Source organism: Aquimarina macrocephali JAMB N27, assembly GCF_000520995.1.
GTDB classification, from domain to species: domain Bacteria; phylum Bacteroidota; class Bacteroidia; order Flavobacteriales; family Flavobacteriaceae; genus Aquimarina; species Aquimarina macrocephali.
Genome location: NZ_JACA01000035.1, coordinates 1 through 25,964, shown reverse-complemented (window position 1 = coordinate 25,964; position 25,964 = coordinate 1). Strand labels below are relative to the sequence as shown.

At 33.1% G+C, this 25,964-nt stretch carries 21 protein-coding genes and 1 pseudogene; 9 read left to right on the top strand and 13 right to left on the bottom strand.

Annotation, left to right across the window (positions count from 1 at the left end):
• Window positions 1-3 precede the first annotated feature (3 nt).
• The 5 genes from Z054_RS0118660 to clpX all read left to right on the top strand — a co-directional run bounded on the left by Z054_RS0118660 (window position 4) and on the right by clpX (window position 5,556).
• Window positions 4-1,596, top strand: a complete 1,593-nt coding sequence (locus Z054_RS0118660) for a G-D-S-L family lipolytic protein (protein WP_316929935.1) — start codon at window positions 4-6, stop codon at window positions 1,594-1,596.
• Window positions 1,597-1,685: 89 nt separating this feature from the next.
• Window positions 1,686-2,033: a phage holin family protein gene (locus Z054_RS0118655; RefSeq protein WP_024771561.1), complete on the top strand. Its 348-nt coding sequence runs from the start codon at window positions 1,686-1,688 to the stop codon at window positions 2,031-2,033.
• 96 nt (window positions 2,034-2,129) lie between these two features.
• Entirely contained in the window at window positions 2,130-3,452 is a 1,323-nt protein-coding gene (gene tig / locus Z054_RS0118650; RefSeq protein ID WP_024771560.1) for a trigger factor, read from the top strand.
• Between the two features lie 101 nt (window positions 3,453-3,553).
• Complete coding sequence (clpP, locus tag Z054_RS0118645) at window positions 3,554-4,228, top strand: ATP-dependent Clp endopeptidase proteolytic subunit ClpP (RefSeq protein WP_024771559.1); 675 nt, start codon at window positions 3,554-3,556, stop codon at window positions 4,226-4,228.
• A 95-nt stretch (window positions 4,229-4,323) separates the two neighbouring features.
• Complete coding sequence (clpX, locus tag Z054_RS0118640) at window positions 4,324-5,556, top strand: ATP-dependent Clp protease ATP-binding subunit ClpX (RefSeq protein ID WP_024771558.1); 1,233 nt, start codon at window positions 4,324-4,326, stop codon at window positions 5,554-5,556.
• A 95-nt stretch (window positions 5,557-5,651) separates the two neighbouring features.
• Here clpX and Z054_RS0118635 read toward each other — a convergent pair whose 3' ends face one another.
• Both Z054_RS0118635 and Z054_RS0118630 read right to left on the bottom strand, forming a co-directional pair.
• On the bottom strand, window positions 5,652-5,990 hold the full coding sequence (locus tag Z054_RS0118635; protein ID WP_024771557.1) for a hypothetical protein: 339 nt from the start codon (window positions 5,988-5,990) through the stop codon (window positions 5,652-5,654).
• A 244-nt stretch (window positions 5,991-6,234) separates the two neighbouring features.
• Entirely contained in the window at window positions 6,235-7,767 is a 1,533-nt protein-coding gene (locus Z054_RS0118630) for a GH3 auxin-responsive promoter family protein (RefSeq protein ID WP_024771556.1), read from the bottom strand.
• A 144-nt stretch (window positions 7,768-7,911) separates the two neighbouring features.
• Here Z054_RS0118630 and Z054_RS0118625 point away from each other — a divergent pair, with 144 nt between their 5' ends.
• Window positions 7,912-8,706, top strand: coding sequence for a DUF2797 domain-containing protein (locus tag Z054_RS0118625; RefSeq protein WP_024771555.1), 795 nt, complete (start codon window positions 7,912-7,914; stop codon window positions 8,704-8,706).
• Here Z054_RS0118625 and Z054_RS0118620 read toward each other — a convergent pair.
• From Z054_RS0118620 to Z054_RS28840, 6 genes are all read right to left on the bottom strand, one after another.
• Window positions 8,703-10,133 (bottom strand): pyridoxal phosphate-dependent decarboxylase family protein, encoded by a 1,431-nt coding sequence (locus Z054_RS0118620; protein WP_035092644.1) that lies wholly within the window; start codon window positions 10,131-10,133, stop codon window positions 8,703-8,705. The genes Z054_RS0118625 and Z054_RS0118620 overlap by 4 nt on opposite strands.
• 137 nt (window positions 10,134-10,270) lie before the next feature.
• Complete coding sequence (locus tag Z054_RS0118615) at window positions 10,271-10,909, bottom strand: LysE family transporter (protein WP_024771553.1); 639 nt, start codon at window positions 10,907-10,909, stop codon at window positions 10,271-10,273.
• A 116-nt stretch (window positions 10,910-11,025) separates the two neighbouring features.
• Window positions 11,026-11,466, bottom strand: a complete 441-nt coding sequence (locus Z054_RS0118610; RefSeq protein ID WP_152538606.1) for a hypothetical protein — start codon at window positions 11,464-11,466, stop codon at window positions 11,026-11,028.
• 66 nt (window positions 11,467-11,532) lie between these two features.
• Complete coding sequence (locus Z054_RS30435) at window positions 11,533-12,792, bottom strand: hypothetical protein (protein WP_024771551.1); 1,260 nt, start codon at window positions 12,790-12,792, stop codon at window positions 11,533-11,535.
• Between the two features lie 494 nt (window positions 12,793-13,286).
• Window positions 13,287-13,724, bottom strand: coding sequence for a hypothetical protein (locus Z054_RS28845; protein WP_024771550.1), 438 nt, complete (start codon window positions 13,722-13,724; stop codon window positions 13,287-13,289).
• A gap of 33 nt (window positions 13,725-13,757) precedes the next feature.
• Window positions 13,758-15,026 carry a hypothetical protein gene (locus tag Z054_RS28840; protein WP_024771549.1) on the bottom strand — a complete coding sequence of 423 codons (1,269 nt, stop codon included), beginning with the start codon at window positions 15,024-15,026 and terminating at the stop codon, window positions 13,758-13,760.
• Window positions 15,027-15,759: 733 nt separating this feature from the next.
• Here Z054_RS28840 and Z054_RS28835 point away from each other — a divergent pair.
• Together Z054_RS28835 and Z054_RS32745 are read left to right on the top strand one after the other, a co-directional pair.
• Window positions 15,760-16,605 (top strand): M12 family metallopeptidase, encoded by an 846-nt coding sequence (locus Z054_RS28835; protein ID WP_024771548.1) that lies wholly within the window; start codon window positions 15,760-15,762, stop codon window positions 16,603-16,605.
• 279 nt (window positions 16,606-16,884) lie between these two features.
• A pseudogene (locus Z054_RS32745) lies at window positions 16,885-16,950 on the top strand (class I lanthipeptide); the annotation flags it as partial.
• A 98-nt stretch (window positions 16,951-17,048) separates the two neighbouring features.
• Here Z054_RS32745 and Z054_RS0118585 read toward each other — a convergent pair.
• On the bottom strand, window positions 17,049-19,682 hold the full coding sequence (locus tag Z054_RS0118585) for an AsmA family protein (RefSeq protein WP_024771547.1): 2,634 nt from the start codon (window positions 19,680-19,682) through the stop codon (window positions 17,049-17,051).
• A 79-nt stretch (window positions 19,683-19,761) separates the two neighbouring features.
• Complete coding sequence (locus Z054_RS0118580) at window positions 19,762-20,469, bottom strand: queuosine precursor transporter (protein WP_024771546.1); 708 nt, start codon at window positions 20,467-20,469, stop codon at window positions 19,762-19,764.
• A gap of 111 nt (window positions 20,470-20,580) precedes the next feature.
• Between Z054_RS0118580 and folK the strand changes: the two genes are divergently transcribed.
• Window positions 20,581-21,708 carry a 2-amino-4-hydroxy-6-hydroxymethyldihydropteridine diphosphokinase gene (gene folK, locus Z054_RS0118575; RefSeq protein WP_024771545.1) on the top strand — a complete coding sequence of 376 codons (1,128 nt, stop codon included), beginning with the start codon at window positions 20,581-20,583 and terminating at the stop codon, window positions 21,706-21,708.
• A 2-nt stretch (window positions 21,709-21,710) separates the two neighbouring features.
• Here folK and Z054_RS0118570 read toward each other — a convergent pair whose 3' ends face one another.
• The 3 genes from Z054_RS0118570 to Z054_RS28830 all read right to left on the bottom strand — a co-directional run.
• Window positions 21,711-23,039, bottom strand: coding sequence for a dipeptidase (locus Z054_RS0118570; RefSeq protein ID WP_024771544.1), 1,329 nt, complete (start codon window positions 23,037-23,039; stop codon window positions 21,711-21,713).
• A 136-nt stretch (window positions 23,040-23,175) separates the two neighbouring features.
• Window positions 23,176-25,371 (bottom strand): T9SS-dependent choice-of-anchor J family protein, encoded by a 2,196-nt coding sequence (locus Z054_RS0118565; protein ID WP_024771543.1) that lies wholly within the window; start codon window positions 25,369-25,371, stop codon window positions 23,176-23,178.
• 252 nt (window positions 25,372-25,623) lie between these two features.
• A partial coding sequence (locus tag Z054_RS28830; RefSeq protein ID WP_035092638.1) for a T9SS type A sorting domain-containing protein occupies window positions 25,624-25,964 on the bottom strand: 341 nt, incomplete at its 5' end.

Below are 25,964 nucleotides of genomic sequence, written 5' to 3'. Positions count from 1 at the left end.
AAGATGATGAGGAAAAATATAAAATACTTAGCAATTCTTGCATTAGGAATAATAGCATGTGAGCCAGAATTTGATAATCCGATTGATGAAGCAGGAACGTATAAAAGTGGAGAAGCTGATTTTAGTACTTATGTGGCATTAGGAAATTCACTTACGGCTGGTTTTGCCGACGGAGCATTATATATAACAGGACAAGAAAATTCATATCCTAATATATTATCCAAGCAATTTGCATTTGCAGGTGGTGGTGATTTTACACAACCATTAATGTCGGATAATACAGGAGGAGCATTACTAGGAGGAACTCAGATTTTAGACAATAGATTTGTGCTGGTTTTTGATGCAGATGGTAAGCCTGTTGGTCCTTCTGTGTATATAGGAGCCGCACCTACTACCGAGATATCTAGTAGTTTAAACGGTTCTTTTAATAATATGGGAGTTCCCGGAGCAAAAAGTTTTCATTTGGCTGCACCAGGATATGGTAATGTAGCTGGGGTAGCAGGTGGTTTGGCAAATCCTTATTATGCAAGATTTGCTTCTTCGGCAACAGCAACAGTAATAGGAGATGCTGTAGCACAGAATCCTACGTTTTTTAGTTTATGGATCGGAAATAATGATATACTTAGCTATGCTACTTCTGGTGGTGTAGGAGCAGATAATAATGAAGTGCCTAATCTTGATCCAACTTCATATGGTTCAAATGATATTACAAATACTACTGTATTTGCAGGTGTATATAGTCAATTAATTGATGCACTTACTGCAAAAGGAGCAAAAGGAGTGTTGTTGAATTTACCAAGTGTAACTTCTATACCATTTTTCACAACTGTTCCTTATGCGCCATTAAGTCCTTTGAATCCTGATTTCGGACCACAAATACCTACTCTTAATGCAACCTATGCAGGATTAAACCTTGCATTTGCAGGTATTGGTGTTCCAGAAAGAGCAATAGAATTTTCTACTACCGGAGCAAGTGCTGTGGTAATTAAAGATGAATCGCTCGAGGATAAAACGGCACAATTGACTGCAGCTTTAACTCCTACATTTGGAGCGTTAAAAGCAGCTCTTTTTGGAGCACAGTACGGTCAGGCAAGACAAGCTACTGCAGATGATTTGTTAGTGCTTACCAGTTCAAGTATTATAGGGAAACTTAATGAAGCCAGATTTGCAGAATTGGTAGGTTTAGGTTTGTCCCAAGAAGATGCAGGACAATTATCGGTTAATGGTGTTAGTTTTCCTTTGGAAGATAAATACGTGTTAATCCCAGCAGAACAGACAGCTATAGAAAATGCTCGTACTGGATTTAATGCTACTATTGCAGGTCTTGCAACAGCAAAAGGGTTGGCGTTCTATGATGCAGCAGCCGATTTGGCGCAAGCTGCAAATGGAGGTATTTCTATTGATGGAGGAGTGATTACATCAGAATTTGTTAGTGGAGGAGGGTTCTCATTAGATGGGGTGCACCCAACGCCAAGAGCTCATGCTTTGATAACAAATGGGACATTGGATGCTATTAAAGCTACTTATGGTTCTACTTTGCCAAGGGTTAATCCTGCGGATTATGGTACTGTTACCTTAAACAATGATGTTAACTAAGAAAATATACTAAACAATGTTTAGATAAAAGCCTGCTGTTTTTTCAGCAGGTTTTTTTTATTGAATAAGATAAAGTTTATATTTGAGGTATGAATTTTTTACTTAAACTTATTTTAAGTGCTTTAGCGGTACTTGTTTTAGCTAAAATCCTCCCGGGAGTAGGAGTCGATAACTATGTTAGTGCATTAATAGTTGCAGTTGTTTTGGCAATTTTAAATACAATTGTAAAGCCTTTACTGGTTATTTTAACGCTACCAGCCACAATACTTACTTTGGGATTGTTTCTTTTAGTTATTAATGCAGCAATTATTTTATTGGCAGATTATTTTATAGCTGGTTTTAGTGTAAATGGATGGTTGTGGGCACTGATCTTTAGTGTCTTGTTATCTGTGTTTCAATCAATACTACATTCTATTTTGAAGAAAGATAAGAATTAATGTAACGCTTACTGTTTTTCAAGGAGTTAAAAGTTTGTTGTGATGTAAAAAAGTATTACTTTTGCAAGCCAATTTTTAGTAGTAAACGTAGAGATAATGAATATTTCAAAAGAGCAATTAGACGAATTAAATGCAGTGGTAACCGTAGATATCGCTAAAGAAGATTATAGTGATAAGGTTGAAAAAATCCTTAGTGATTATCGTAAAAATGCTAACATTCCTGGTTTTAGAAAAGGTCACGTTCCTATGGGGCTTGTTAAAAAACAATATGGAAAAGCAGTTTTGGTAGATGAGGTAAATAAACTGTTACAAGATGCATTAAATAAATATCTTACAGAGGAAAAACTTGATGTATTAGGAAATCCTTTGCCTAAAGAACAGGAAAATTTTGACTGGGATACTGATAATTACTCTTTCGAATTCGAACTTGGATTAGCTCCAAAATTCGAAGTGAACCTTAATGGCAAAAAAGCTATCACTCACTACAAAATTGTAGCAAACGATGAGATGATCGATAATCAGATCAAAACTATCCAAAAGCAATATGGTAAACTTACACCTAAGGATGCTGTAGAGAAAGATGATTTGGTAGCTGGTTCTTTTGCTAATGAAGAAAAAGAAATAGATAATCCATTTACTGTTTCCCTAGATAAAATTAAAGGTAAAAAGAACCTTGATAAATTTATGGGAGCAAAGATAGGTGATGTTATCAAGTTAAAAACAAAAGGATTATTTGCCGATGATCATGATTTGATAAGTGCTTTAAAAATAAATCATGATGAAGCACATGATCTTAATATAGAAGTAACCTTTACAGTTTCAGAAATAAATACTCAGGAGCTTGCAGATTTAGACCAAGAGTTGTTTGATAAGCTATATGGCGCTGGTGTTATAAAATCGGTTACTGATCTGAGAGAAAAAATAAAAGAAGATGCCGAGCGCCAGTTCGAGCAACAATCAGAACAACAACTGCTTAATGCTATTACTGAAAACGTTTTAGAGAATACTACATTTGACCTTCCTAATACGTTTTTACAGAAATGGATTAGAGCAACTGGTGAGCAGCCTTTAACAGAAGATGAAGCAAAGGATGAGTTTGAAAAAAGTGAAAAAGGATTACGTTATCAATTAATAGAAGGTAAAATAATTAATGATAATAACCTTCAGGTAACTTTTGAAGAATTAAAAGATTTTGCAAAAGATTTGATTAAAGGTCAGATGGCTCAATTTGGGCAAAATTCTCCAGAAGATAAAGAGCTAGAGGATATTGCAGCAAGAATATTATCAAATCAAGAAGAGGTTAAGAGAATCTCTGAGCAATTGATGAGTAAAAAGTTGCTTAATTATTATAAAGAAAATGCAAAGCTAAAGATAAAAGAGGTTAGCTTTGATGAATTCATAAAAGAAGTTTACAAATAATTAATGTTGTAATTTACTAAGGAATTATACTTATATTTAGGGCGTTAAACTATCTTTAGGTTAACGCCCTTTTTATCAATAAAAATTTCAGAAAAAGAAATATGGATTACGGAAAAGAATTCGAAAAATACGCTACAAAGCATCATGGTATTAATAGTAACTATTATGGCCAGATCGTTAGTAGTATGTATCCAAACGGGATGACTCCTAATATCATAGAAGAACGTCAAATGAATATTGCTATTTTTGATGTTTTTTCGAGGTTAATGATGGATCGTATTATATTTTTAGGAACCGGGATTAATGATCAGGTGGCTAATATTGTTCAGGCTCAATTGTTATTTCTCGAAAGTGTAGATTCTTCTAAAGATATTCAGATTTATATTAACTCTCCAGGAGGAAGTGTCTATGCAGGCCTTGGTATTTATGATACAATGCAATTTATCAAGCCAGACGTAGCTACTATATGTACAGGTATGGCTGCATCTATGGGAGCTGTGTTATTATGTGCAGGGCAAAAAGGAAAACGTTCTGGATTACCTCATAGTCGCGTAATGATTCATCAGCCATTAGGTGGTGCCCAAGGACAAGCAAGTGATATAGAAATCACTGCACGTGAGATTTTGATATTAAAAGAAGAATTATATAAAATTATTGCCAAACACTCCGGACAAACCTACGATAAAGTGTATGAGGATAGCGATAGAGATTATTGGATGAAAGCAGATAAAGCTCTGGAGTATGGAATGATTGATGAGATTTTGACTAGAGAATGATGTGATTTTTCTTGTTAATAAGGGGATTTTTCCCTTATACTTGTATGCATATACGAAAACAAGAGAAGTTTTTATGAAAATGAAATTAAATAACTATGGCTAAGGAAGACTTAGAATGCTCTTTTTGCGGAAGAAAGAAGCCCGAAACCAATTTGCTTATTGCAGGGTTAGATGCCCATATTTGCGATAGGTGTATTGTTCAGGCACATGGAATTGTAGTAGAAGAAGCTAAAGATGAAGAAACAGGTGAGCTTAGTAACGAATTAATGTTACGAAAGCCTATGGCTATCAAGAAGTTTTTGGATGAATATGTAATAGGACAGGAGTTTACAAAAAAAGTAATGTCTGTTGCAGTATATAATCATTATAAGCGCTTATTGCAACCACAAACAGAAGATGATATTGAGATTCAAAAGAGTAATATCATTATGGTGGGTCAAACGGGTACGGGTAAAACATTAATGGCTAAAACCATTGCTAAAATGCTTAACGTTCCATTGGCTATTGTAGATGCAACTGTACTTACCGAAGCAGGTTATGTGGGTGAAGATGTAGAAAGTATTCTTACACGATTACTTCAGGCTGCAGATTATAATCTTGAAAAAGCACAGCGAGGTATCGTATTCATTGATGAGATTGATAAAATAGCTCGTAAAAGTGATAATCCTAGTATTACCAGAGATGTTTCTGGAGAAGGAGTTCAACAAGCTTTACTTAAGTTGCTAGAAGGTACTGTAGTAAATGTTCCGCCAAAAGGTGGGCGTAAACATCCGGATCAAAAATTTATAGAAGTAGATACCGAAAATATTCTTTTTATTGCAGGTGGTGCCTTTGATGGGATCGAAAAAATGATCCAGAAACGATTAAATATGCAAGCGGTTGGATATAGTGCTTCTAAAAGTGAAGACGCTATTGAGAAAGATAATCTGTTACAGTATATTATTCCAAGAGATTTAAAAGATTTTGGATTGATTCCTGAGATTATTGGTAGGCTTCCTGTACTTTCTTATATGAATCCTCTGGATGAAGAAACCCTTAGGTCTATTTTAACAGTTCCTAAAAATGCTATTATAAAGCAATATAAGAAGTTGTTTGAAATGGATAATATTGGTTTTTCAATTACTGATGGTGCATTAGAGTATATTGTAGAAAAGGCTCTGGAATACAGATTAGGAGCAAGAGGTCTTAGATCACTTTGTGAAGCAATTTTAACAGATGCAATGTTCGAACTGCCAGAAAGCGAAGAAACAGAGTTTAGAGTAACTAAAGATTATGCCGAAAAGAAGCTAAATAAATCTACAATTAAAAAGCTTAAAGCAGTCTCTTAAGTAGAAGAAAAATATAGAAAAACTTTTTATATATAAAAAACACCTTTATAAATTTATAAAGGTGTTTTTTGTTGGTTGATTAGTTGATGATATAATTATTCTGAATATGATATTCGTTCCTTATTATTAGTAATAATATCTTCTGTGTTTTTTAATACAAGATCACTGTTGTTAAGATATATTTCTAAACCATTTTGACGAATTAAAGCTTCGTAAAATGTTGCTTTAGAAATTTCACTGTAACATGTGTCTTCTTCTAATGTGTTTTCTGTTTTTAAAGCCCTAGTTGAAGAAGAAATATCTGTAGTAGTCTCCTTTGAAGTTACAGCAGCCGTTTCATTGGCTGTAGTAATATGATTTTTGGTTTTGATTTCTTGTGCGTTAATTCCTATGGCCAGAAATAATAAAGTAATGCAAGATATCGTAGTTTTCATATTTTGGGGCTTTGATATATTTAATAACTATCTGAGGACAAATTTAATATGAAAATAAGAGCCTAAAAAATGATTTGATATTTTTTAGATCAAACGCTTTTTTTGGACGATGAAATACTGATAATTTTGTTAAAAACGACAATTCTTACATAGTTATTTTACGGTTTAACCGTAATTATTTGCGTTTTTATTTGAGGTTTTTATAGAAAAAAGACTGATTTTGATAGGTTTAACTGTTTCTTAATCAGGGAGAATAAGAACCTACACTATTTAAAGCAATTAATTCTTCAATATAGATTCGCTCATTGGATAACCTTGGGATTTTATGTTGCCCTCCCAGTTTGTCATTCTTTTTCAGCCAATCATAGAATAGGTTTTGTCTTGCAATACGTACATGAAGAATATTAAGAGTTGTATTGTTGTATCTCTTGGCTTCATAATCACTGTTTACCTGTTGCAGGTTTTGATCTAGAATATGAATAAATTCTTTAATGTCTTCGGGATGCTTTTTAAATTCAATGATCCACTCATGTGCGCCTTTTTCTCGTCCTTTCATAAAAATTGGAGCCACGGTGTAATCTACAATCTCACTATTAGTGGTTTTGGTTGTCTTTCTAAGAGCTTCTTCTGCATTTTCGATAATAAGCTCTTCTCCAAAGACATTAATGTGATGCTTGGTTCTTCCTGATACCTTAATTCTATATGGATCTATAGAGGTAAAGCGAATAGTATCTCCAATTTTATAACGCCATAATCCAGCATTAGTCGTAATGATAATAGCATAATTTTTTCCAACTTCTACTTCGCTTAATGGGATCACCTTTTCAGTTTTGGTACCATATGTATTCATAGGTATGAATTCATAAAATATCCCATAATCTAACATTAATAATAACTCAGAAGAATTATTATGATCCTGTATAGCAAAGAAGCCTTCAGAAGCATTATATATTTCATAATATTTAAAAGAGTTTCTAGGTAAAATTTTACTGTATTGATCTTTGTATGGCTCAAAGCTTACCCCACCATGAAAATACACTTCGAGATTATTCCAGATTTCGAAGATATTCTCATTTCCTGTAATTTCCAGCACTTGATTAAGTAAAACCAACATCCACGAAGGAACACCTGCTAAGCTAGTTACATTTTCCTGAATAGTCTCATTAACAATAGCTTTCATTTTATACTCCCAATCACTCATTAATGACACTTCGTTACTAGGAGTAGAGCTAAACTCTGCCCAAAAGGGCATGTTATCAATGATTATTGCGGATAAATCTCCAAAAGAAGTTCCGTTTTCTTTATACAATTCTTTGCTACCTCCTAACCTAAGGCTTTTACCGGTAAAAAGTTTTGATTCCTCATTATTATTAAGATACATACATAAGAGATCTTTACCAGCTGCAAAATGACAATCTTCTAGTGATTCCTCACTAACAGGGATAAATTTACTTTTTGAACTGGTAGTACCGCTAGATTTTGCAAACCACTTGATAGGAGTAGGCCAAAAAATATTGTGTTCTCCCAAACGACTTCTTTCGATTACTGATTCATAATCCTCATAAGATCGTATAGGTACACGTTCTTTAAAAGTTTCATAATTGCTTATGGTTGCAAAATCATAGCTTTTCCCAAATTCTGTATTCTTAGCTGTTTCTAATAGCACATGCAGTAACTCAAGCTGAACCTCATTGGGGTACTTAAGAAAAAGCTCCATTTGATGAAAGCGCTTTTTTAAGAACCAGCTGGCTATAGAATTAACTAATGGGATTGGCATTTTTTAATGTATATTTAGGTAAAAATAAAGTACATCAATTCTGATATAAAATTGGAATACATTATTTTTGTTGTTGTCAATTAGAAACTAAAATAATAAAAATAATCACATTCTTCTTATTAGATTATTATATAACGAAATTTTATGCAATATCAGGGAGTACTAACAAAAATGCAAACAGAAATTAATGACCCTATTCAATATTATCTGGTTTTCGAATCCGATTTTATCCATATGAATCAGTTATTGGATAAAAAAATACGAATAGAATTTGTAAGATATCAATGTCTTGCCTGTGGTGAAAATAAAAAAATATTTAGACAAGGATATTGTTATGATGACTTTTATAACCAACCTCAAGTCGGAGATTGGGTAATGCGCCCAGAATTAAGTACTGCACATTTAGATATTGAAGATAGAGATTTAGAATTTGAGAAAAAGGCACAGCTTCAGCCACATATTGTGTATCTGGCTAATTCTAGTAATGTTAAGGTGGGAGTAACCAGAAAATCCCAGGTACCTACAAGGTGGATAGATCAGGGAGCGCATGAGGCTATAGAAATTGTAGAGGTTCCTAATCGGTATTTGGCTGGTATTACCGAGGTAGCTTTAAAAGAAAAGGTTGCTGATAAAACAAATTGGCGTACCATGCTTAAGAATGAAATAACAGATGAAGACTTGATCTCTTTTAAAGACAAGCTAAAGGATTTTATCCCTGATGAAGTAAAAGAGTATTTTATTGAAAATGGAAAAGAAACTCAACTTCATTTTCCTGTGCTTCAATATCCCAATGCATTAAAAAGCCTTAACCTGACGAAAACACCAGAATATTCTGGTGTGCTAAAAGGAATTAAAGGGCAATATCTTATTTTTGAAGATAATACAGTCTTTAATGTGAGAAATAACGAAGGGTATGTGGTTAGTTTAACAATAGCCTAGCATGTTTCTTTTGCAATTATAGCCAATTCTTCTTTTCCGTAGATTTCACACTGTTGTAACGTACTTTTAATATCATTAATAGTTGTTCTTGGATTTATAAGGCACATTCTAAGTACGATCTGACCTTGTAAAACTGTAGTTACCAGTATTGCCTCTCTGGAATCGACTATTTTTTTAGAAATATTCTGATTGATACGATCTAATTCTTCTTCAGAAAGCTGATGACCAATAGGATGATATCTAAAGTTAATTATGGCTAATGTCGCTGGTGATGTAATTTCCCAATATGTGCTTTTTCGTAAGATATCCTCGGTCTGTTCTGCAAGGTCTATGTTGTATTGTATAGCTTTTCTAAAAGATTCTAGGCCAAATGTCTTCAATGACATATAAAATTTTAATGCACGAAAACGTCGAGTTAATTGAATACCGTGATCATAAAAATTAATTTCAGATTCATTACCTTCTATATCTCTTAAGTATTCTGGTTTCTCACTAAATGTGCCGCTTAACCAGTTATGATCTTTAACCAATAAACAACCCATCTCATAAGGTTGAAAAAACCACTTATGTGGATCTACAGTTAATGAGTCTGCTCTTTCGATACCTTTTAAAAGTTTTTTTCCTTTATCAGCTAAAATTGCCGCACCTCCATAAGCTCCATCGACATGCATCCATAAATTTTCTTCCTCACAGATATTTGCAATTTCATCCATAGGATCTACAGTTCCTGTGTTGGTAGTTCCTGCAGAAGCAATTATGCAAAACGGTTGATATCCTTCAAGACGATCTTTGGCAATTACATTTTTTAATTTGTTTAAAGAAACTTTAAATTCTAGATCAGTAGGGATAAGTCTGATCTGCTCCTTTTTAAAGCCAATTACCTTAATCGCTTTTATATTTGAAGAGTGAGCTTGATCTGATAAGTAGATTATAGCTTTGGAAAAATCTTGACCACATTTTATCCTTCTGGCTGTTACCAATGCAGTAAGATTTGCCATCGAACCGCCACTTGTAAATATCCCCCCTCCCTTTTTTGTTGGAAATCCAAAAATCTTAAGCAACCAGTTCATAACTACTATTTCTAATTCTGCTGCTGCCGGAGATGCTGCCCAACCACCAGAGAATATGTTGAAACCAGTCGCAATAGTATCAGCCATTGCACTTATGTAGTTACTTGGTCCAGGTACAAAAGAGTATGATTTTGGGTGAGATACAATACTACTGTTTGGAATGACTTGATCCATTACAAAATCCAGAACTTCATTTGCAGGAGTGGGGTGATCAGGTAAATCTTCTGTTAATAACGAATCCATTTCTTCTCTTGAAGCAATGGTTACAGGTTTTTTTGAGTTTTGAGTCTCAAAATGGTCTACAATATGATCTATAATCTTATACCCATAACGTTGCATTTCTTCTTTTGGCAACATTAATTTAGAGTTGAAATCGTCTTTATTCACAGCAATATAATTTTATCAGAATTGCCGACAAATATAAAAACACTTAATGGATAATTACTTGTACAAATGGATTAAAAAATGGTATTTTGCTATAGGAGGTTACTTCTTTATTCGGCCAAAAAATTGATGCCCTGGAAAATAGAAATAACCACCAAGACTATGCCTATAATCCTAGAAAGCTTAGCTTTTGAATCTCCTGGTTGTTGTGCAATTTTATTTCCCCATCGACCATAAAAATATAATGTTCCTATTTTCCCTAAGTAGATTCCCAGAAAGAAAAGAAAAAGAGAGGTGAGTGGGTTTTGAACTGTGAGTTTGAAAATATATTTGTTCACCAGTGAAATAGCTAAAACCCAGTAAATAATTACTGGAGGATTTAATATTGCCAAAGAAAAACCGGTAAGGAATTTAGAATTGGATAGCTTTAGCTTGTTAGATTTATGTTTGGGATTTATTTTCTTCTTGAAAAGTAAGAAATACATTCCAATAGAGAAGAAGAGTATAATGAACACGATTTGAATCCATTGATTTTCTTGAAAAAAAATGGATAATTCCATACTGCAGTGCAGCGCAAAAAGGGCTAGTAAAACTTCTCCAATCCCTGCAGCTAGTGCTATGTAGGATGCGTTTTTAATATTCTCTTTTACAGAGGTATGAATAACTGCCAGATTAACAGCTCCAAGAGGAAGTGCACCTATTACTGCTGTAACGGTTCCTAATAAGAGATATAGTACAGATAATGTCATAATCTTAGTAGTTATAAATCCGTTAATCTTACAATTAAATAAAAAAATAGAAGCGACAATTGTCGCTTCTAACCCTAAGTAAATATGATAATTTAAACACATTACTAATTTAATTTTTAAAAATTTCCGTTAACTCCTATTCTCATTTTTTTTATGACTTCTTCATAGTAAAGGATTGTCCAGATAATTTTTTCTGTATCAGCATACGGAACCAACTCTTCTATCGTTTCTTTGGTGACTTCTAAGTTTTTTCGTGTAGACTCGTTATTATTTCTGAGGATTTTGAGATGTCGAGAATCTTCCTTAATGCCAATATCACTTAGTCTTACACCAGGTTCATTGGTAAGTGATAGAAATGGGAGTATGGTTATGATTTCCTCGACTCGATCTTGATATAACTTTACGAGTTGACCTTTCTTTAGAGCTTGCAGATCACTAATAGTGTGAAATTTATTAGTCTGACTCCTTTGTGTAAAGAATATAGCTTCATTTGCTTGTTGTGCAAGAATTGTACTTGCTGCAAGAAAGAAGATTAAGCTTGTTAATATTTTTGACATAGTGTTTGTGATATACATTTGATTTGGATTGATCTTGTATAGTAAAATCAAGCGCAAGCTATTTTATTATTGCATCACCATATAATTGTTTAATGATTTTTTTAATTGAAATTTAGGCACAATAGAGCTTTTTGGATCACTAAATAAATCATTTACACCAACAAAGCTTTCGGTAAATCTATTGTATTTTAGAATATCTAAGGCTCCGTTAATTGTTGCATTGCCAGTGGTTATACCTTTACCATGAATGTTGAAAAAACTATTATCCATCATAAATGCTTTTTGTATAACAGCTAAAGATGTATATGATTTATCAAACTTAACAACATCAGAGAAACCAGATATTTTAGAATTATGTATATATGTTATTGCCGAATTAGATGTAGAAATAGCTGCAGTTGTATGCTGGTAATTGGTTTTGTCAGACAGATTAACAAGAGTTGCATTTGCAATAGTAACATCTGTTATAGCGTCTGGTTTAATGTATCCAAGTTCTTTATTGTATCCATCTATTTCGATAGCATATGACCCTTGTGGACTGTTAATGTACGGGTGTCTTATAGCAAGAACATTCTTAATTGTTCCTCTAAAACCTTCAGAAATTTGATAATCATCGTCTTGCGCCTTAAGAGAAACCAGATTTTGAATATTATTTTTTCCTCCGTGGATATTATAAGAATCCTGACCAGAATAACTCACCATAATATCTTTTACTATAGAAGAAGTTCCTAGTCCATATAGAGACAATCCATTAGATCCTTTGTTTCCAGAAAATTCGATTCTTACATACCTTAGTATTGTTGTTTCTTCATTTATGTTATTTCCGCCATAAACAGAATACTGAGGGTTGAAATCTCCTTCAAGTATACCGTTACCCGAAACAGTATTCACTTTTCCTGATCCAGCAATAATTATACCTCCCCAATCACCGCTATTTCGGGATTTAGCAGCTTTGCTAGATGTAAAAACAATAGGATAAGCTTTGGATCCTGCTGCAACCAATTTTGACCCTTTAGAAATAATAAGGTTTGCAGGGTTTTCATGATCACACCGTATAATTGTTCCTTCTTGAATAGTTAAAGATGCACCATTCGTTACATATACATCACCAGACATCGAATAAACAATATCATTTCTTAAATAAGTGTGATCCATTATAATATTAGGTAGTTTCTCTTCAGCTTCTGGATAGTCAGTTTTATTTGGTGTAAAATTTGTCCATCCTTTGGTCCATCTGTCATTATTTTCATTAAAATCTTGTGCAATAGCTAGATTAGAAGTTAATAGTAGGATAAAAGCTGTTAATAGAAAACATCTTTTTTTCATAATAGTTTATTTTGGGGTTAAACTTTTTTGGAAGAAATTTCTTTCTCCCGATTTTGGGACTACTAAGATAGAAGAGTTTTAACAAAATTGGTTACGTGTTTACCGTAGATTTTGTACGTTAGTCGTTATTTTAACTTAAATTAGGAAAATATTATGAGTAAAATTCCTACATAATGATTTTTCTATCGTGTTGATAGTCAAAAAAATAACTAATGTTTATTGGATTTTTGTAAATATTAAACAATTTTGTTTGGTAAATTCATTTTTTGTTAAAAAAGGGGCATTTCCCCCCATTTTAGGGAACTATTTGTAAGTTGTTTTTCCCTAGAATGTGATATTTAAGAACGGAAAATGACGACATATTACATGTAATAAGTATGATTTGTAAGTAAAAAAGCATTTTGAAAACCTACTTATTTGTAAAAAAATCAGCTTATTATTAACTAATAAGCTGATTTAATTATATGGATAGGGGTATGTACTAATATACTTGGTTAAAAATTTCCATTAGCACCTATTCTAACTTTTTTAATTACTTCTTCAAAATATAAAATACCCCAAATAATCTTTTCTGTATCTGCATAGGGGATAAATTCTGAAATTAAGCCTTGGTTACTTTCGATCATGTCTGTAGTCATTGTATGGTGCTTATTAAGTGACTTTAAGTGGTCTGAACTTTCTTTAATACCAATATCAGACAATTTAGTACCAGCCTCATTAGTAAGGGCTAAATAGGGGAGAACGGTTATTATCTCATTAATACGATCTGTATACAATTTAACAAGTTCACCTTTTTTTAGGTCTTCTAATTCATCTATAGTGTGGAATTTTTTGGTTAGTGCCTTTTGCTCAAAAAAAACATTCTTTCTTGTTTGAGCATAATTAAGGTTCATGATAAAAAATACAAAGAAAGCGGTACTAAATAATTTCATTATTGTGATGATTTTAAGTGCATATATTCAAATTTACTGCATTACAGTATAATTTTCTGAATCCTTTAATGTAAATATTGGTTTTTTTTCATCAAAAGGATCAGTAAATAGATCAGCAGCACTTTTAAAATGATTTGTATACATGTTATATTTTAGCAATTGATCAGTATTTATAGCAGAGTCATATTGTGTGAGAACTGATTTACTATGTACATTAAAAATGCTATTTTCTAATGAGAAATACTTTTGAAGATCTGAATAGGATTTGTATGTTTTATCAAATTTTACAACATTAGCAAAACCAGATATACGCATGTCGGTAAGGTTCAGTTTAGCTAAATTCTTAGACGAAATTGCAGCTGTAGTATGCTGATAATTGTTTTGGTTAGCTAAGTTTACCAGAGTTGCATTTTTGATATGTATGTTTGATAATGCTTCTAGGTCGATGAAACCTTCTTTTTTATCATATCCATCTGCTTCGATAACATAAGAACCACTAATATCACTAATATAGGGATGTCTAATTGCAAGGATATTGTTTAATTCACCAGTATAACCTAAGGTAAAATCATAATCATCATCTTTTGCTTTATAAGAGATTAGGTTAGACATGTTCACATTACCTCCAAAACATTCGAAAGAATCATCAGCCGAGTAACTAATCATGACGTTGTTTATGATGGAACCATTTCCTAAAGCATAAAGTGATAATCCATTTAGTTCCTTGGATTGATTAATTTTTTTTCCTGCATATTCAATTCGAACATAAGACATCATAGTTGTTAATTCATTTTCCTGTGTTCCTCCATATGAAGAATATTGAGGTAGAAAATTTCCTTCTATCATTTTGGATATAGCAGGAGAATTAATTGTGCCGGATCCGGCAATTATAATACCACCCCAATCTCCGGCTTTTCTGGATTTTTGGGCTTTATTTGATGTAAATACAATTGGAAACCCTTTTGAACCTCTTGCAATTAATTTAGAACCTTTGGTTATTACTAAGCTAGCAGCATTTTCGACATCGCATCTGATTATGGTTCCTTCTTGTATCGTTAAAGTGGCATTATTAATTACATAGACATTTCCCGACATTAGGTAAGTTACATCATTTTTTAAATAAGAGTTACTATCAATAATATTAGGAAGTATTTCATCTGGTTCTGGGTACTCTCTTTGATTAGGCTCAAAATTTGTCCATCCTTTAATCCATTGCATTTGATTGTCATTAATTTCTGCTTGCGAGAATGATAAAAAGGAAAGGGAACAAAAAAGAATTATGGGGATACTCTTCAATTTCATAACTATGGGGGATTTAGTTTTACAGTAAAATTATAACTATATGTATACTTATATTGTAGGTATAAGATTACTAAATTGTTAACGTATCTTTAACAGGCGTATTGCATCCAAGATTATGTTTTTATCAGTGAAACTCTATTTTGAAAAGTTTCGTAGCAATGTATTCAAAATATACCATTGCACTACATTTTTCAGTGTAACCGTAGGGATGCTATGCTAAGACTAAGAAAATGTGTCATATTTTATGGTACTTTCAAATCTCATAACGAAGTTCTAATGTATAATTCGGGTTAAAGGGAAACTTGTCGTGAACCCGTTACAAGGTTGTCCTAATTTTTTGATTATTCAAAGAATCAGGACAATATAGTGTCAATAGTATTATAGTTTTACAAAAATGCCAGAAAGGGAGGAAGATAAGTTTTCCTTCGGGTCTGTTGGGTAAATAAGGTAGTAGGGGGGGGAGGTTTTTTATTCACTCTAGTATCTGTTGCTTTATAATAAAAATCTATTACATCTTTGAAATATCGCGAATACTACCGTTTCCCTATACTTTTCAATTTTACCATAATGATGCTATACAGAAATTAAAAAAACATCAGTATTTATGGTATTTCAACCTGTTTCATGTAATAGAAAACTATTTAAAAATCAATGAATTACATTAATGAATTGAATCCTATTGAATAATCCGGGTTTAAATAATTTTTTAAAACAAACTTAATTTCACACAATCATGAACACAAAAAAAATCAGGTCATTTAAAACTCTCGCACTGAGCACAGTTTTACTTTTCGCTTCTTGTCAAAAAGAGAGCGTAGAAGAAAGTGTAACCGAAGACGTAACAACATCTAATAGAAAATTGATTGAAAAGTATTTTGATGGAGATTTAGTTACTGTCAAAGACATGGGTAACGGAGAATACCTTTACCATGATGATATCATTCTTTCTGAAGAACACGTATCAGACACTCCTCAAATTGTGGATCAAAAATTAACATTACTAGATCCTGTTAGAAAATGGCCAAACAACACTGTTGTTTTTGCCCTAAGTAGTAACTTAAGTCTTAAGTTACGTATTAATATACTATCGGCGATGAAAAGATGGAGTAGGAAAACTAATATAAAGTTTAAAAAAAGAACCAATGAGTTGTTCGGTTATGTAACTTTCACACAATCTTCGGATGTATGTTCAACTTGCGGTGCGGCATCTATTGGGTTCAATTTAGGTGGAGGAGTTGTAAAATTAGGTCATAATGTCGGTGCCAACCTTGTTACTCATGAAATAGGTCATACGCTTGGTTTTCTTCATGAACAAGCAAGACAAGAAAGAGACAACTATATTGTTATAAAATGGGAAAATATCAAGAGTGGTAAAGAAGATCAATTTGAGTTTAAGAATTCAAGAAGATTAACTAGGGCATTTGACATCAATAGTATAATGATGTATCATCAATATGCTTTTTCTAAAAATGGTAAACCAACAATTACGTTACTTAATGGTGAAGGCTATACAGGAGCTCAGGAAACTATATCTCCGTTAGACATTATAGGTACTAATGCAGCATATCCTAAGAGGTAATTTTAAATTTTGATGGAGTCTCCTATACATATATAAATCTGTGATGTAAAAACCAATTGAATCATCGTGTCCAATAAAAAATTATTTTTGAGTACAAGAGGGTGCTTGAGAAATCAGGTATTCTCTTTTTATATAGTGATTTCTATTGTACCAGTTATCGTAATAGTTACTAGTCCTAATGTTTGTAATCTTCACATGAGTATCTAGTAGCATTCAGAATAGTTATCCAATTATCACTACTTTAAGAATACTCTTAATTCAAAATTTTTAAATCATGAAAAAAAGCTAGTTTTAGACAAGAATACAATTTCTGCACTAAATGACAAGCAGCTGCTTAATATCTGAGTAGGGGGATGCAATAGAGGGAGACTTCACTTCATTTGGTGATAAATGTGGGAAGAAAAAAACTTGTTGTACACCTACACTCTTCTCTATTATATTTATCAATTCTTTGTTTTTGTAGAGTCTTTTTTCTTTTTCTTGCCTAAAAAACCTCCTAAAATATTTTTTGCAGTATTTTTTAATGTTTCTTCAGTATTATTTGAATTCGTTTTAGAAGAATCAGTTTGTTTTTTAGAATTTCCTAATAGATCTGTTAATACTTTCCCGCCCTTACCGATAAGTTCTCCTTTCACTTTTTCTTTCTGTTTATCTACAATTTGTTGTGTGAGTTGTTTTATAGCTAGGTCTGTATTTAAGTTAATCTTTGGGTTTTTAAAATTACCAGAGAGCCCAATTGGTAGCCCAACAGTCATATTATTAGCTTCTTTTTGATCAAGTTGCGAGATCAAATTTCCAACCTCACTACCTAGATATTTGGCAGGTACATCTAGTTTGATATTATAATTCATGTTTTGTTCAAAACTATGATTTCCACCAGCAGTAACTTTTATTCCCTGGACATCAAACTCAAATGGTTTTACATTAATTTTTCCATCATCAAAACTCAGGTTAGTTTTAATGTCTTTTAGATTTAATTGATCAATTTCTACAAAATTAAGCTGGTTATCTAAGGTAGATAAAAATGGAGTCTTAGTTGTAGAGACTTGGGCATTAAGGATTTCGGCAAGTGCTTTACCTTTTAATGAGGTTAAAACAGGAATAAGATTTTCATTGAGATTACCATTAAGGTTGATTTTTGTTGTAAGGTTACCAGTAAGTGCTTTTGCTATGGGAGCTAGACCTTTTATTAATTCTAAATTATTAAAAGATTTTACGATATCGATTTTACTTAAATCGAGAGCCATATCAAAAGTAGGAACTTTAGATTTAGTAGATACGTTACCATTAAGAGCCATTCCTCCATCAAAAATATTAGAAGTTACGTTTTCTAGATAGGCAGTTTCATCTTTTATCTTTACTGTTCCTTTTGTATTTTGTAATTCTAAGTTATCGTAGAAAACTTTTTTGGTATCAAAATTTAGTGTAGCATCCAGAAAAGAGGGAATTCTCATGGTCTCATCTTCTGTTGTGCTTGCGACCTCTTCTTCGGCTTCGGCCTCTTGTTCACTCACCATAAAATCATCTACAGCAAACACATTAGAGTTTACATCAAAATTTCCTTTTAGGTCTTGCTTAGCAAATAAAAAGCCCATAAGATTTTGTATAGTACCTGTAGCTGCAAGATCTGATCTTCCGGTGGTAGCCTGCATCTTATCTAATGAAATGGTTTCTGGTGTAAAACTTACATTGGCGTTTTCAATTTTTATTTCATTAGGCGTATCAGAAGAAGCATATGTAAATTGAGAGATACTGGCAGTACCTGAGCTTTTTACATTCTGATATTGTTCCTTTTCTAAAGATTGCATGTCAAAATTAGTTTTGACATCTGCATTAACAATTCCATTTATTTTTTCTTCCAATTGTAACGGATATGCCTGATTTAGATTAGCCAGGTTTAATGTGCCTTTCAGCATCATATCTACGATCATGTTTTTAGTTAGATTTCGCAGACTACCTTTGGCAGCAAAAGAATCCTGATCTATTTTGAAAGTTAGATTGTCAATATTTATGTACGTATCGTCCACCAACCCGGTTTCATTCTTGATCTGAGTATCAATATTTATGCTTTTAACGCCTTTAGGCAAGTCAGGGTATTTAAAAGAAGCATTACTTGAAGCGATCTTGATATCCATTTTTGGAATATAAGTGTCGTCAGATTTTCCTTTAATAACTCCATTAATAGAAAAGTCTCCACTAGTTTGTATTCCATCCAGGTTTTTGACATAAGTTTCGGGGATAACAGCCAGGAAATTCTTAAAATCAGACGAAGGGGTTTTAAAACTAAGATCTACATCAGTATATTTTTCGAATAACTGAACATAACCAGCAAATTCAAGAGGTAATCTGTTGATCTGGGCCTTGTTTTCTTTAAAAGAATAACGTTGATTCTCTAGATCTAATTCTATTTGAGCATCAAGTTGTAATTTGTTTTTATTTAGATACTTAGTGCCATCGAGATTTAATGAGGCTTCAGTATTTGTTTTGGTATCCAAAATTATTTTCTCACCAGAGATCGACCCATCACCGCTATGATTAAGATCTGTCATCGCCAATATGGTTTTGCTTATATCATCTTTAAATAGAATTTTACTATCGTTTATTTCATAATGATCTAAAGCAAAGGTAAAAGCACCACTTTCTTCTTCCGGTTGAGTTTCTGCAACATCTTCCTGTTTTTTAACGATATCAACATTAGAGTTCCCTAATGAATCAGTTTTGATTGCAATATTGGCTTCATCGATTACTATTTTTTGAACACTAATAGGTTCTGAAGCATTTTTAAACAACTCTTTAATAGACATATCCAATGCAATTTTTTTAGAATATGCAAGGGTATCTCCTTCAAAAGGCGCATAATTAATGATCGAAAGTTCATCGATAACCACAGATGCTTGAGGAAAGCTCCTGATAAGACTGATGTCCAAATTTGCAAAATCTACTTTTGCATGTACATGCTCATTCACCAGGTAACGTACTTTATCCTGGATAGTTCCCTTAAATAAAAAAGGAATTGAGATGACACCTATGATAAGTAGTAGTAAAAAAATACCAAGAATTTTGAGGACTTTTTTCATGATAAAAATAGCTTTGAGATAAAGTAACGATTTACAAAGATACGATGTTACTTTTTTTAAGTTAACTATTTGTTAGATTTTAAATTTCCAGAGCTAATTCACCGCCTTGTTTTAGCTTAAATCGTTTTCTTATGACATATACACATAGGTACAAAATGGGAGTATCTAGCGCAGCAACCAATATTTTAAACAAAAAACCATTAAGTAATAATATCCCAAAACGATCCCAATCGATAATCCCAGCAGAGCATAGTAATAAAAGAACTGTTAGCGTATCTATAAACTGGGAAGAAAAAGTAGAGAAGTTATTTCGCAACCAAAGGTGTTTTCCTTTGGTAATGCGTTTCCAAAAATGAAAAATCTGGATGTCGATATATTGTGCAAAAAGATAGGCCATCATTGATGCAAATACGGCAATTACTGTGGCACCAAAAACCTGATTAAATATTTTATCATCTATAGGGGACCATGACGTAGCAGGAACCGAAGATGAAGCATATACAATGAGTAATGAGAAAAAAGATGCAAAAATACCAGCAGTAACAATTTGATTAGCTTTTCTCTTACCATATACTTCACTAATAATATCTGTGATCAAAAAAGTAATAGGGTACGGTAGGATACCCACAGAAATTTCAAAAGTGTATACTCCGAAAAAATCCCAATAAAAGAATTTTTGAAAAATAAGGTTAGATACAACCAAAGATGAAATAAAAAGCGCACCAAGTATCAGGTATATTCTATAAGCAGTACGTTTATTTTTTAAGTTTAGAAGAGTTTCGCTCAAAATAAAATAATAGTTAATAATAGTTCGCTCAAAAATAAGGCGAAGTGATTTTGTTTTGTTTAATTTGTCCTAAAAATAAGGAGTTCTGATCAGAATATAAAAAATCCAATATTGAAAACATCCCGTTTGTTACATATTTCATTAGGAAGTAATATAGGAAATCGCATGGATTTTCTACAGAACGCTGTTAATGAGATATATGAAACGGTAGGAGACCTAGTCTCAATTTCTGGCGTATATCAAACTCCGGCCTGGGGATTTAATAGTGATGATTTTTATAATGCTTGTATTACAGTACGTACTTTTCTTTCTGAAACTGAAGTATTGACGATCTTGTTAGGAATCGAAAATTCTCTGGGTAGAAATAGAACAGATGGTAAAGGGTATGAGGCAAGAACAATTGATCTGGATATTATTTTTTCTTCGGAAGGAAATATAGAAACCAAAGAATTGATAGTTCCTCATCCTGCAATGCAGGATCGAAAATTTGTGCTAGAACCACTAGCAGAGATTGCAGGAGATATTGTACATCCAATATTGAAGTTAACCGTAAAACAATTGTTAGAGAGTACTTCTGATGATTCGAAAGTGACTCTACTTGGTGAAAAAATAATAAACCCAAAAGAGAAATATACTTTGTCACGGTTTCAATACCTTACTGTTGAGGGAAATATTGGGGCTGGTAAAACAAGTTTGGCACAATTGATTGCTAAAGAGTTTAATGCAAAACTCATTCTGGAACGGTTTGCCGATAATCCTTTTTTGCCAAAGTTTTATGAGGATATGGAGCGTTATGCTTTTCCTCTCGAGATGTCTTTTCTGGCGGATCGTTATCAACGTTTACAAGATGATATTGCACAATTTGATTTGTTTAAAGATTTTGTAGTGAGTGATTATGATGTGTTTAAATCATTGATTTTTGCTAAGGTCACCTTACAATCAGAAGAGTTTATGCTGTATAAAAAAGTATTTGACCTGATGTATAGAAATTTGGCTAAACCCGGGCTATACGTTTATTTATATCAAAATACAGAACGTCTTTTAGAAAATATCAAAAAAAGAGGTAGAGACTATGAGCAAAAAATCCCTGCAGAATATCTGGATAAGATCAATAAGGGGTATTTGCAATTCATGAAATCACAACCGCAATTTAATATAAAGATAATCGATGTATCTGAACGGGATTTTATAGCAAACCGATCAGATTACATTTCAATTATCGAAGAGATTTCAAAATAATGCTATCCAGCATGACCTAACTCTTTAGCTACCTTTTGTACTTCATCAAGAACACGTAACAGGTTTCCACTCCAGAGCTTTCCGATTTGTTCTTCTGTATATCCGCGTTTTACCAATTCCAGAGTTACATTAAAAGTTTCAGAAGCATCACTCCATCCTTCAATTCCACCGCCTCCGTCAAAATCAGAACTAATCCCTACATGATCAATGCCAATTTTATTAACCATATAATCAATATGATTTACAAAATCCACGACATCGACAGCAGGAGGAAGATCATCCATTTCCTTTACTTTTTTTCTTCGAATCGTTAGCATTTTCATATAAAAATCATAGTACTTTTCTTTTTCTTCGGCACCTAGTTTAGCTATTTCTTTTCGTTCTATCCAAGTTACTCCCATAGAATCAGCGATTTGCTTGGCTATTTCTACTTCTTTCTTATTTCGTTTTTCAAATTTCTCTGTATTCAGGTAAGAAGTAAAAGCTACGGTTTGAACCACACCACCATTTTCTTTTAACCATTGCAATTGCTCGTCATCCAGATTTCTACTATGATCACATAATGCTCTTGCAGAAGAGTGAGAAGCAATGATCGGAGCTTTGGTAAGTTTGATCATTTGTCGCATAGATTCTTTAGAAGGATGGGAAACATCTATCATGATCCCTGTTTTATTCATTTCTGCAATCACTTCTTTTCCCAGATCACTTAATCCATTGTGTAACCAAATGTCATCTGCTTCACCAGTATTAGAATCACAAAGCTGGCTATGCCCATTATGAGAAAGTGACATATATCTGGCACCAAGATCATGAAATTTCTTTATGTTATTGATGTCGGTTCCTACAGGGTATCCATTTTCGATACCAATCATAGCTACTTTCTTTCCTTTTTTATGGATACGACGAACATCATCCGATGTTAAGGCCAATTCAATTTGATCCGGTGCAATTTCTTCTGCTAGTTTATGGATAGCTTTAAATTTTGACATTGCAATTTCATAGGCTTTTTCATACCCTTTGGTTGTTAGTGAATCTTGCCCGGTATAAACAATAAACCAGGCAACATCTAATCCACCCTTTTTCATTTTAGGTAAAGTGATTTGTGAACTAAGATCCTGAGTGTAGTTAATAGAATCGGTAAAGTTTTTTATATTGATATCACAGTGGGTGTCGAGAGTAATGACTTTATTATGAATCTCTTTTGCTTTAGCAATAAGTTGATCCTCTGTAGTGGTTGATTGATCTTCTGTAGAAGTATCTTTTTTCATATTTTCTTGTTTGCATGAAATAAGTAGGAGAGCAATAGCAGCAAAAATTGAAAAGTTTTTCATAATTAAATATGATTATGTGTTTTATAGAGCCTTAAACTTACAAAACAAATTCCATATGATGTTTTGTGTAAAAAGAACTGCCCGAAAACAAGTTCTCGGGCAGCTGGGGTACATTCAAAAAAAAACTAAACAAATCTTATCTTTTGATAAATTTTCGAGTTACTTGTCCTTCTATATTCTTAATGATTATAAAATAAACACCGTTACTTAGATTGCTAACATCGTAAGAAGTGGTTTCGTTATTAGAATCGACCACATCAATTGCTTTTCCTAGAAAGTCTGTGATGGTGATTTGTGTTTTCCCTTCACTTTTAGAAAATCCTGGGTATTTGATCGATAAAGAACCTGATGTGATAGGATTAGGATAGATACTTATCTTTTGGTTTATCGAATGAGTGTCATTATCAGCGACATCACTATCTGCAGAACCAGAGGTGATTTTCAAGTTATCGATAGCCATATCACTTCTGTAACTGGATCCTGTAGTTCCTTTAAGCTGCAATTTTATGGTAGACCCACTATAAGTAGATAAGCTTACGGTTTGAGAATTCCAACTATTTCCCTGATTTCCATTTTTGCTCCAGGCAGTAGTCCAGTTTGCACCATCATTGGTCGATACACGTACTTCTAAAGTACCCATATTTGATCCATACATATGATAGTCAAAGCTAAGTTGTGCATTTGATTCATTGGTTAAATCTATACAAGGGCTTGTTAATAAAGCTACTTTATTAGGAAACCCATTTCCGTTACCAGAAGCTTCAGTAAAGATATAATTACTACCGTTAGTGGCAGAAGATGGTCCTGTGCTAGATGATGGCGTACCATTGCTATCAACTGTCCAGTTTATATTATCACTGGTTTCTTGTGTCCATTCGCCAACTCCGGATTCAAAACTTTCATTATAAGGAAAACTGGTAATCCCATTACAAGAAGGAGGATTGGTTGTGGTTGCTTTGATTTTGATATTATCAATTGCCAAATCACTTCTCCAGCTAGCTCCCGTAGTTCCTTTAAACTGTAATCTAATTACAGAGCCAGAGTATCCCGAAAGATTAACAATTGCCTGATTCCAGGTATCTCCTTTAGCTCCATTTTGAGACCATATAGAAGTATAAGATGTTCCATCATTGGTGCTTACCAAAACTTCTATAGTTCCTATGTCACTACCTAGCATATGATATCCAAATTCTAGAGACATATTGTTAGCTTGGTTTAGATCTATACATGGGCTGTTTAATATTGCTGTTTTGTTAGGACTCCCCGCAGGAGTTACATTTGTAGATGCCTCTGTATAAAGGTAGAAAGAACCATTTTGTGCTGTAGAAGGCCCGGTTCCCGTTGAAGGAGTTCCATTAGAATCTCTTGTCCATTCAATATCATCTCCTGTAGCATTGGTCCAATCTCCTAATCCTGATTCAAAACTTTCACTATACGGAAAATTACTAATGGTAGTACATACAGGTGGGGTTGTTGGACCGATTAGATAGGCTCTGTCTGATTCTAATGATGCCACAATAGCATCTTGTTGTTGACTAGAGAAACCTCCGGTACGACAGCTTTTACGGGTGTAAGACATTACATTGTTTACATCAGGTTGATATTGATCTCCATTAGCGTCTGTTGCTGTTCCTGTATAATTACAACTAGAATTAACAAGACTACTAAGTCTTGGATCTGCTGGGGTATCACAGAAAAAATCTCCGGCAGAAGAACAATTTGTTCGTTTTACAAGCTCTCTTCCACCAGATGTAGAATGTGTATGTAAGACAGAAAAATAATGCCCCAATTCGTGAGAAGAAGTAGAGCCATTTTGTGAACAAGAAGTAGCTAATATTGCTCGATTTCCAGTACCAGGAAATTTGGCAAATCCGCAGATAGAAGAACTCCCTGAAGTTACTTTAGAAAAGTAAAAAATATTAATAGCTTCTGCGACTTCATATTGCGCTAGTTGGCTATCATTACTTTTGTTGAAGGAAGGATTCCAACTGCTGTTATCTATAAATTTTGTAGGAGCATATTCGTGAAATGAAATATTCATTGGAGCATAAGTTGCATTTAGTTCATCCATTACATTTTGAATTTGCGCACTGGATACTGCAGGGGAACCTCCGCTCGAGTTACGCGAAACATGATGTTGTATTGGTAGTGATACAGGAGCTGCTAAAGCTTTATTGCCATTTTCGGTAATAGACTTAAGCCGCTTAAGCATAAAAGTTTTGTAGTTTTTTGGAGGAGTTGCACCACATTCTGGTTCTTGAGCGAATCCAAATTGTATAGTTGTTAACATCATAAGTGTAAGAAGAACAACTACTTGTTTTCTTGATTTCATAAATTTGAGTTTGTTTGTTAGTGTTTTTTAATAGTTCTTATTAATATAGACGTAAAAAAACCAGATTACCCTTATAGAGTTATTTTTTTGTGTTAAAAAAATGATAATAAAACAATTTGAGATAGGTGTCTAAAAAGAGCTATTGTTTGAGAAAAAACACTTAACTATTAGGTTTATGATTCATCATTATACTTCATAAAAAAACTGCCTGAACATATGTTCAGGCAGTTTACTACTAGTAAGAAAGATGTTCTATTTCTTAATAAACTTCTTACTTTCCTCTCCTTCTCTTGTTTTAATAACAATGAAATATACCCCTGCATTTAATTTATCAATAGCATAGGTTGTTGTTTCTGATTTAAAGTATACTTTATCAACCACCCTTCCGAACATATCTCTAATGATAGCTTCAGACCTATTGGCCTTAGTATAATTAGGATATTTGATGTGTAATACACCAGATTCTATCGGATTTGGATGAATTTCCAGTTCTTTCTCTACAACACTGTTCTCGTCTGCCAATGAAGTATCATTTCTTTGTGCAACAGCTGCGATAGTATGTGGGTTATCAATAGTCACAAGACTACCTCCTG

What these genes read in the sequence shown, in the direction of transcription:
- Z054_RS0118565 (WP_024771543.1), bottom strand. Translation starts at nt 25,371, where the DNA reads ATGAAATCAAGAAAACAAGTAGTTGTTCTTCTTACACTTATGATGTTA.
- Z054_RS0118635 (WP_024771557.1), bottom strand. Translation starts at nt 5,990, where the DNA reads ATGAAAACTACGATATCTTGCATTACTTTATTATTTCTGGCCATAGGA.
- Z054_RS28845 (WP_024771550.1), bottom strand. Translation starts at nt 13,724, where the DNA reads ATGAAATTATTTAGTACCGCTTTCTTTGTATTTTTTATCATGAACCTT.
- tig (WP_024771560.1), top strand. Translation starts at nt 2,130, where the DNA reads ATGAATATTTCAAAAGAGCAATTAGACGAATTAAATGCAGTGGTAACC.
- Z054_RS28835 (WP_024771548.1), top strand. Translation starts at nt 15,760, where the DNA reads ATGAACACAAAAAAAATCAGGTCATTTAAAACTCTCGCACTGAGCACA.
- Z054_RS0118660 (WP_316929935.1), top strand. Translation starts at nt 4, where the DNA reads ATGATGAGGAAAAATATAAAATACTTAGCAATTCTTGCATTAGGAATA.
- Z054_RS0118620 (WP_035092644.1), bottom strand. Translation starts at nt 10,133, where the DNA reads ATGTTGCCAAAAGAAGAAATGCAACGTTATGGGTATAAGATTATAGAT.
- Z054_RS0118655 (WP_024771561.1), top strand. Translation starts at nt 1,686, where the DNA reads ATGAATTTTTTACTTAAACTTATTTTAAGTGCTTTAGCGGTACTTGTT.
- clpX (WP_024771558.1), top strand. Translation starts at nt 4,324, where the DNA reads ATGGCTAAGGAAGACTTAGAATGCTCTTTTTGCGGAAGAAAGAAGCCC.
- Z054_RS0118570 (WP_024771544.1), bottom strand. Translation starts at nt 23,039, where the DNA reads ATGAAAAACTTTTCAATTTTTGCTGCTATTGCTCTCCTACTTATTTCA.
- Z054_RS0118610 (WP_152538606.1), bottom strand. Translation starts at nt 11,466, where the DNA reads ATGTCAAAAATATTAACAAGCTTAATCTTCTTTCTTGCAGCAAGTACA.
- Z054_RS0118585 (WP_024771547.1), bottom strand. Translation starts at nt 19,682, where the DNA reads ATGAAAAAAGTCCTCAAAATTCTTGGTATTTTTTTACTACTACTTATC.
- clpP (WP_024771559.1), top strand. Translation starts at nt 3,554, where the DNA reads ATGGATTACGGAAAAGAATTCGAAAAATACGCTACAAAGCATCATGGT.
- Z054_RS0118615 (WP_024771553.1), bottom strand. Translation starts at nt 10,909, where the DNA reads ATGACATTATCTGTACTATATCTCTTATTAGGAACCGTTACAGCAGTA.
- Z054_RS30435 (WP_024771551.1), bottom strand. Translation starts at nt 12,792, where the DNA reads ATGAAAAAAAGATGTTTTCTATTAACAGCTTTTATCCTACTATTAACT.
- Z054_RS28840 (WP_024771549.1), bottom strand. Translation starts at nt 15,026, where the DNA reads ATGAAATTGAAGAGTATCCCCATAATTCTTTTTTGTTCCCTTTCCTTT.
- Z054_RS0118630 (WP_024771556.1), bottom strand. Translation starts at nt 7,767, where the DNA reads ATGCCAATCCCATTAGTTAATTCTATAGCCAGCTGGTTCTTAAAAAAG.
- Z054_RS0118625 (WP_024771555.1), top strand. Translation starts at nt 7,912, where the DNA reads ATGCAATATCAGGGAGTACTAACAAAAATGCAAACAGAAATTAATGAC.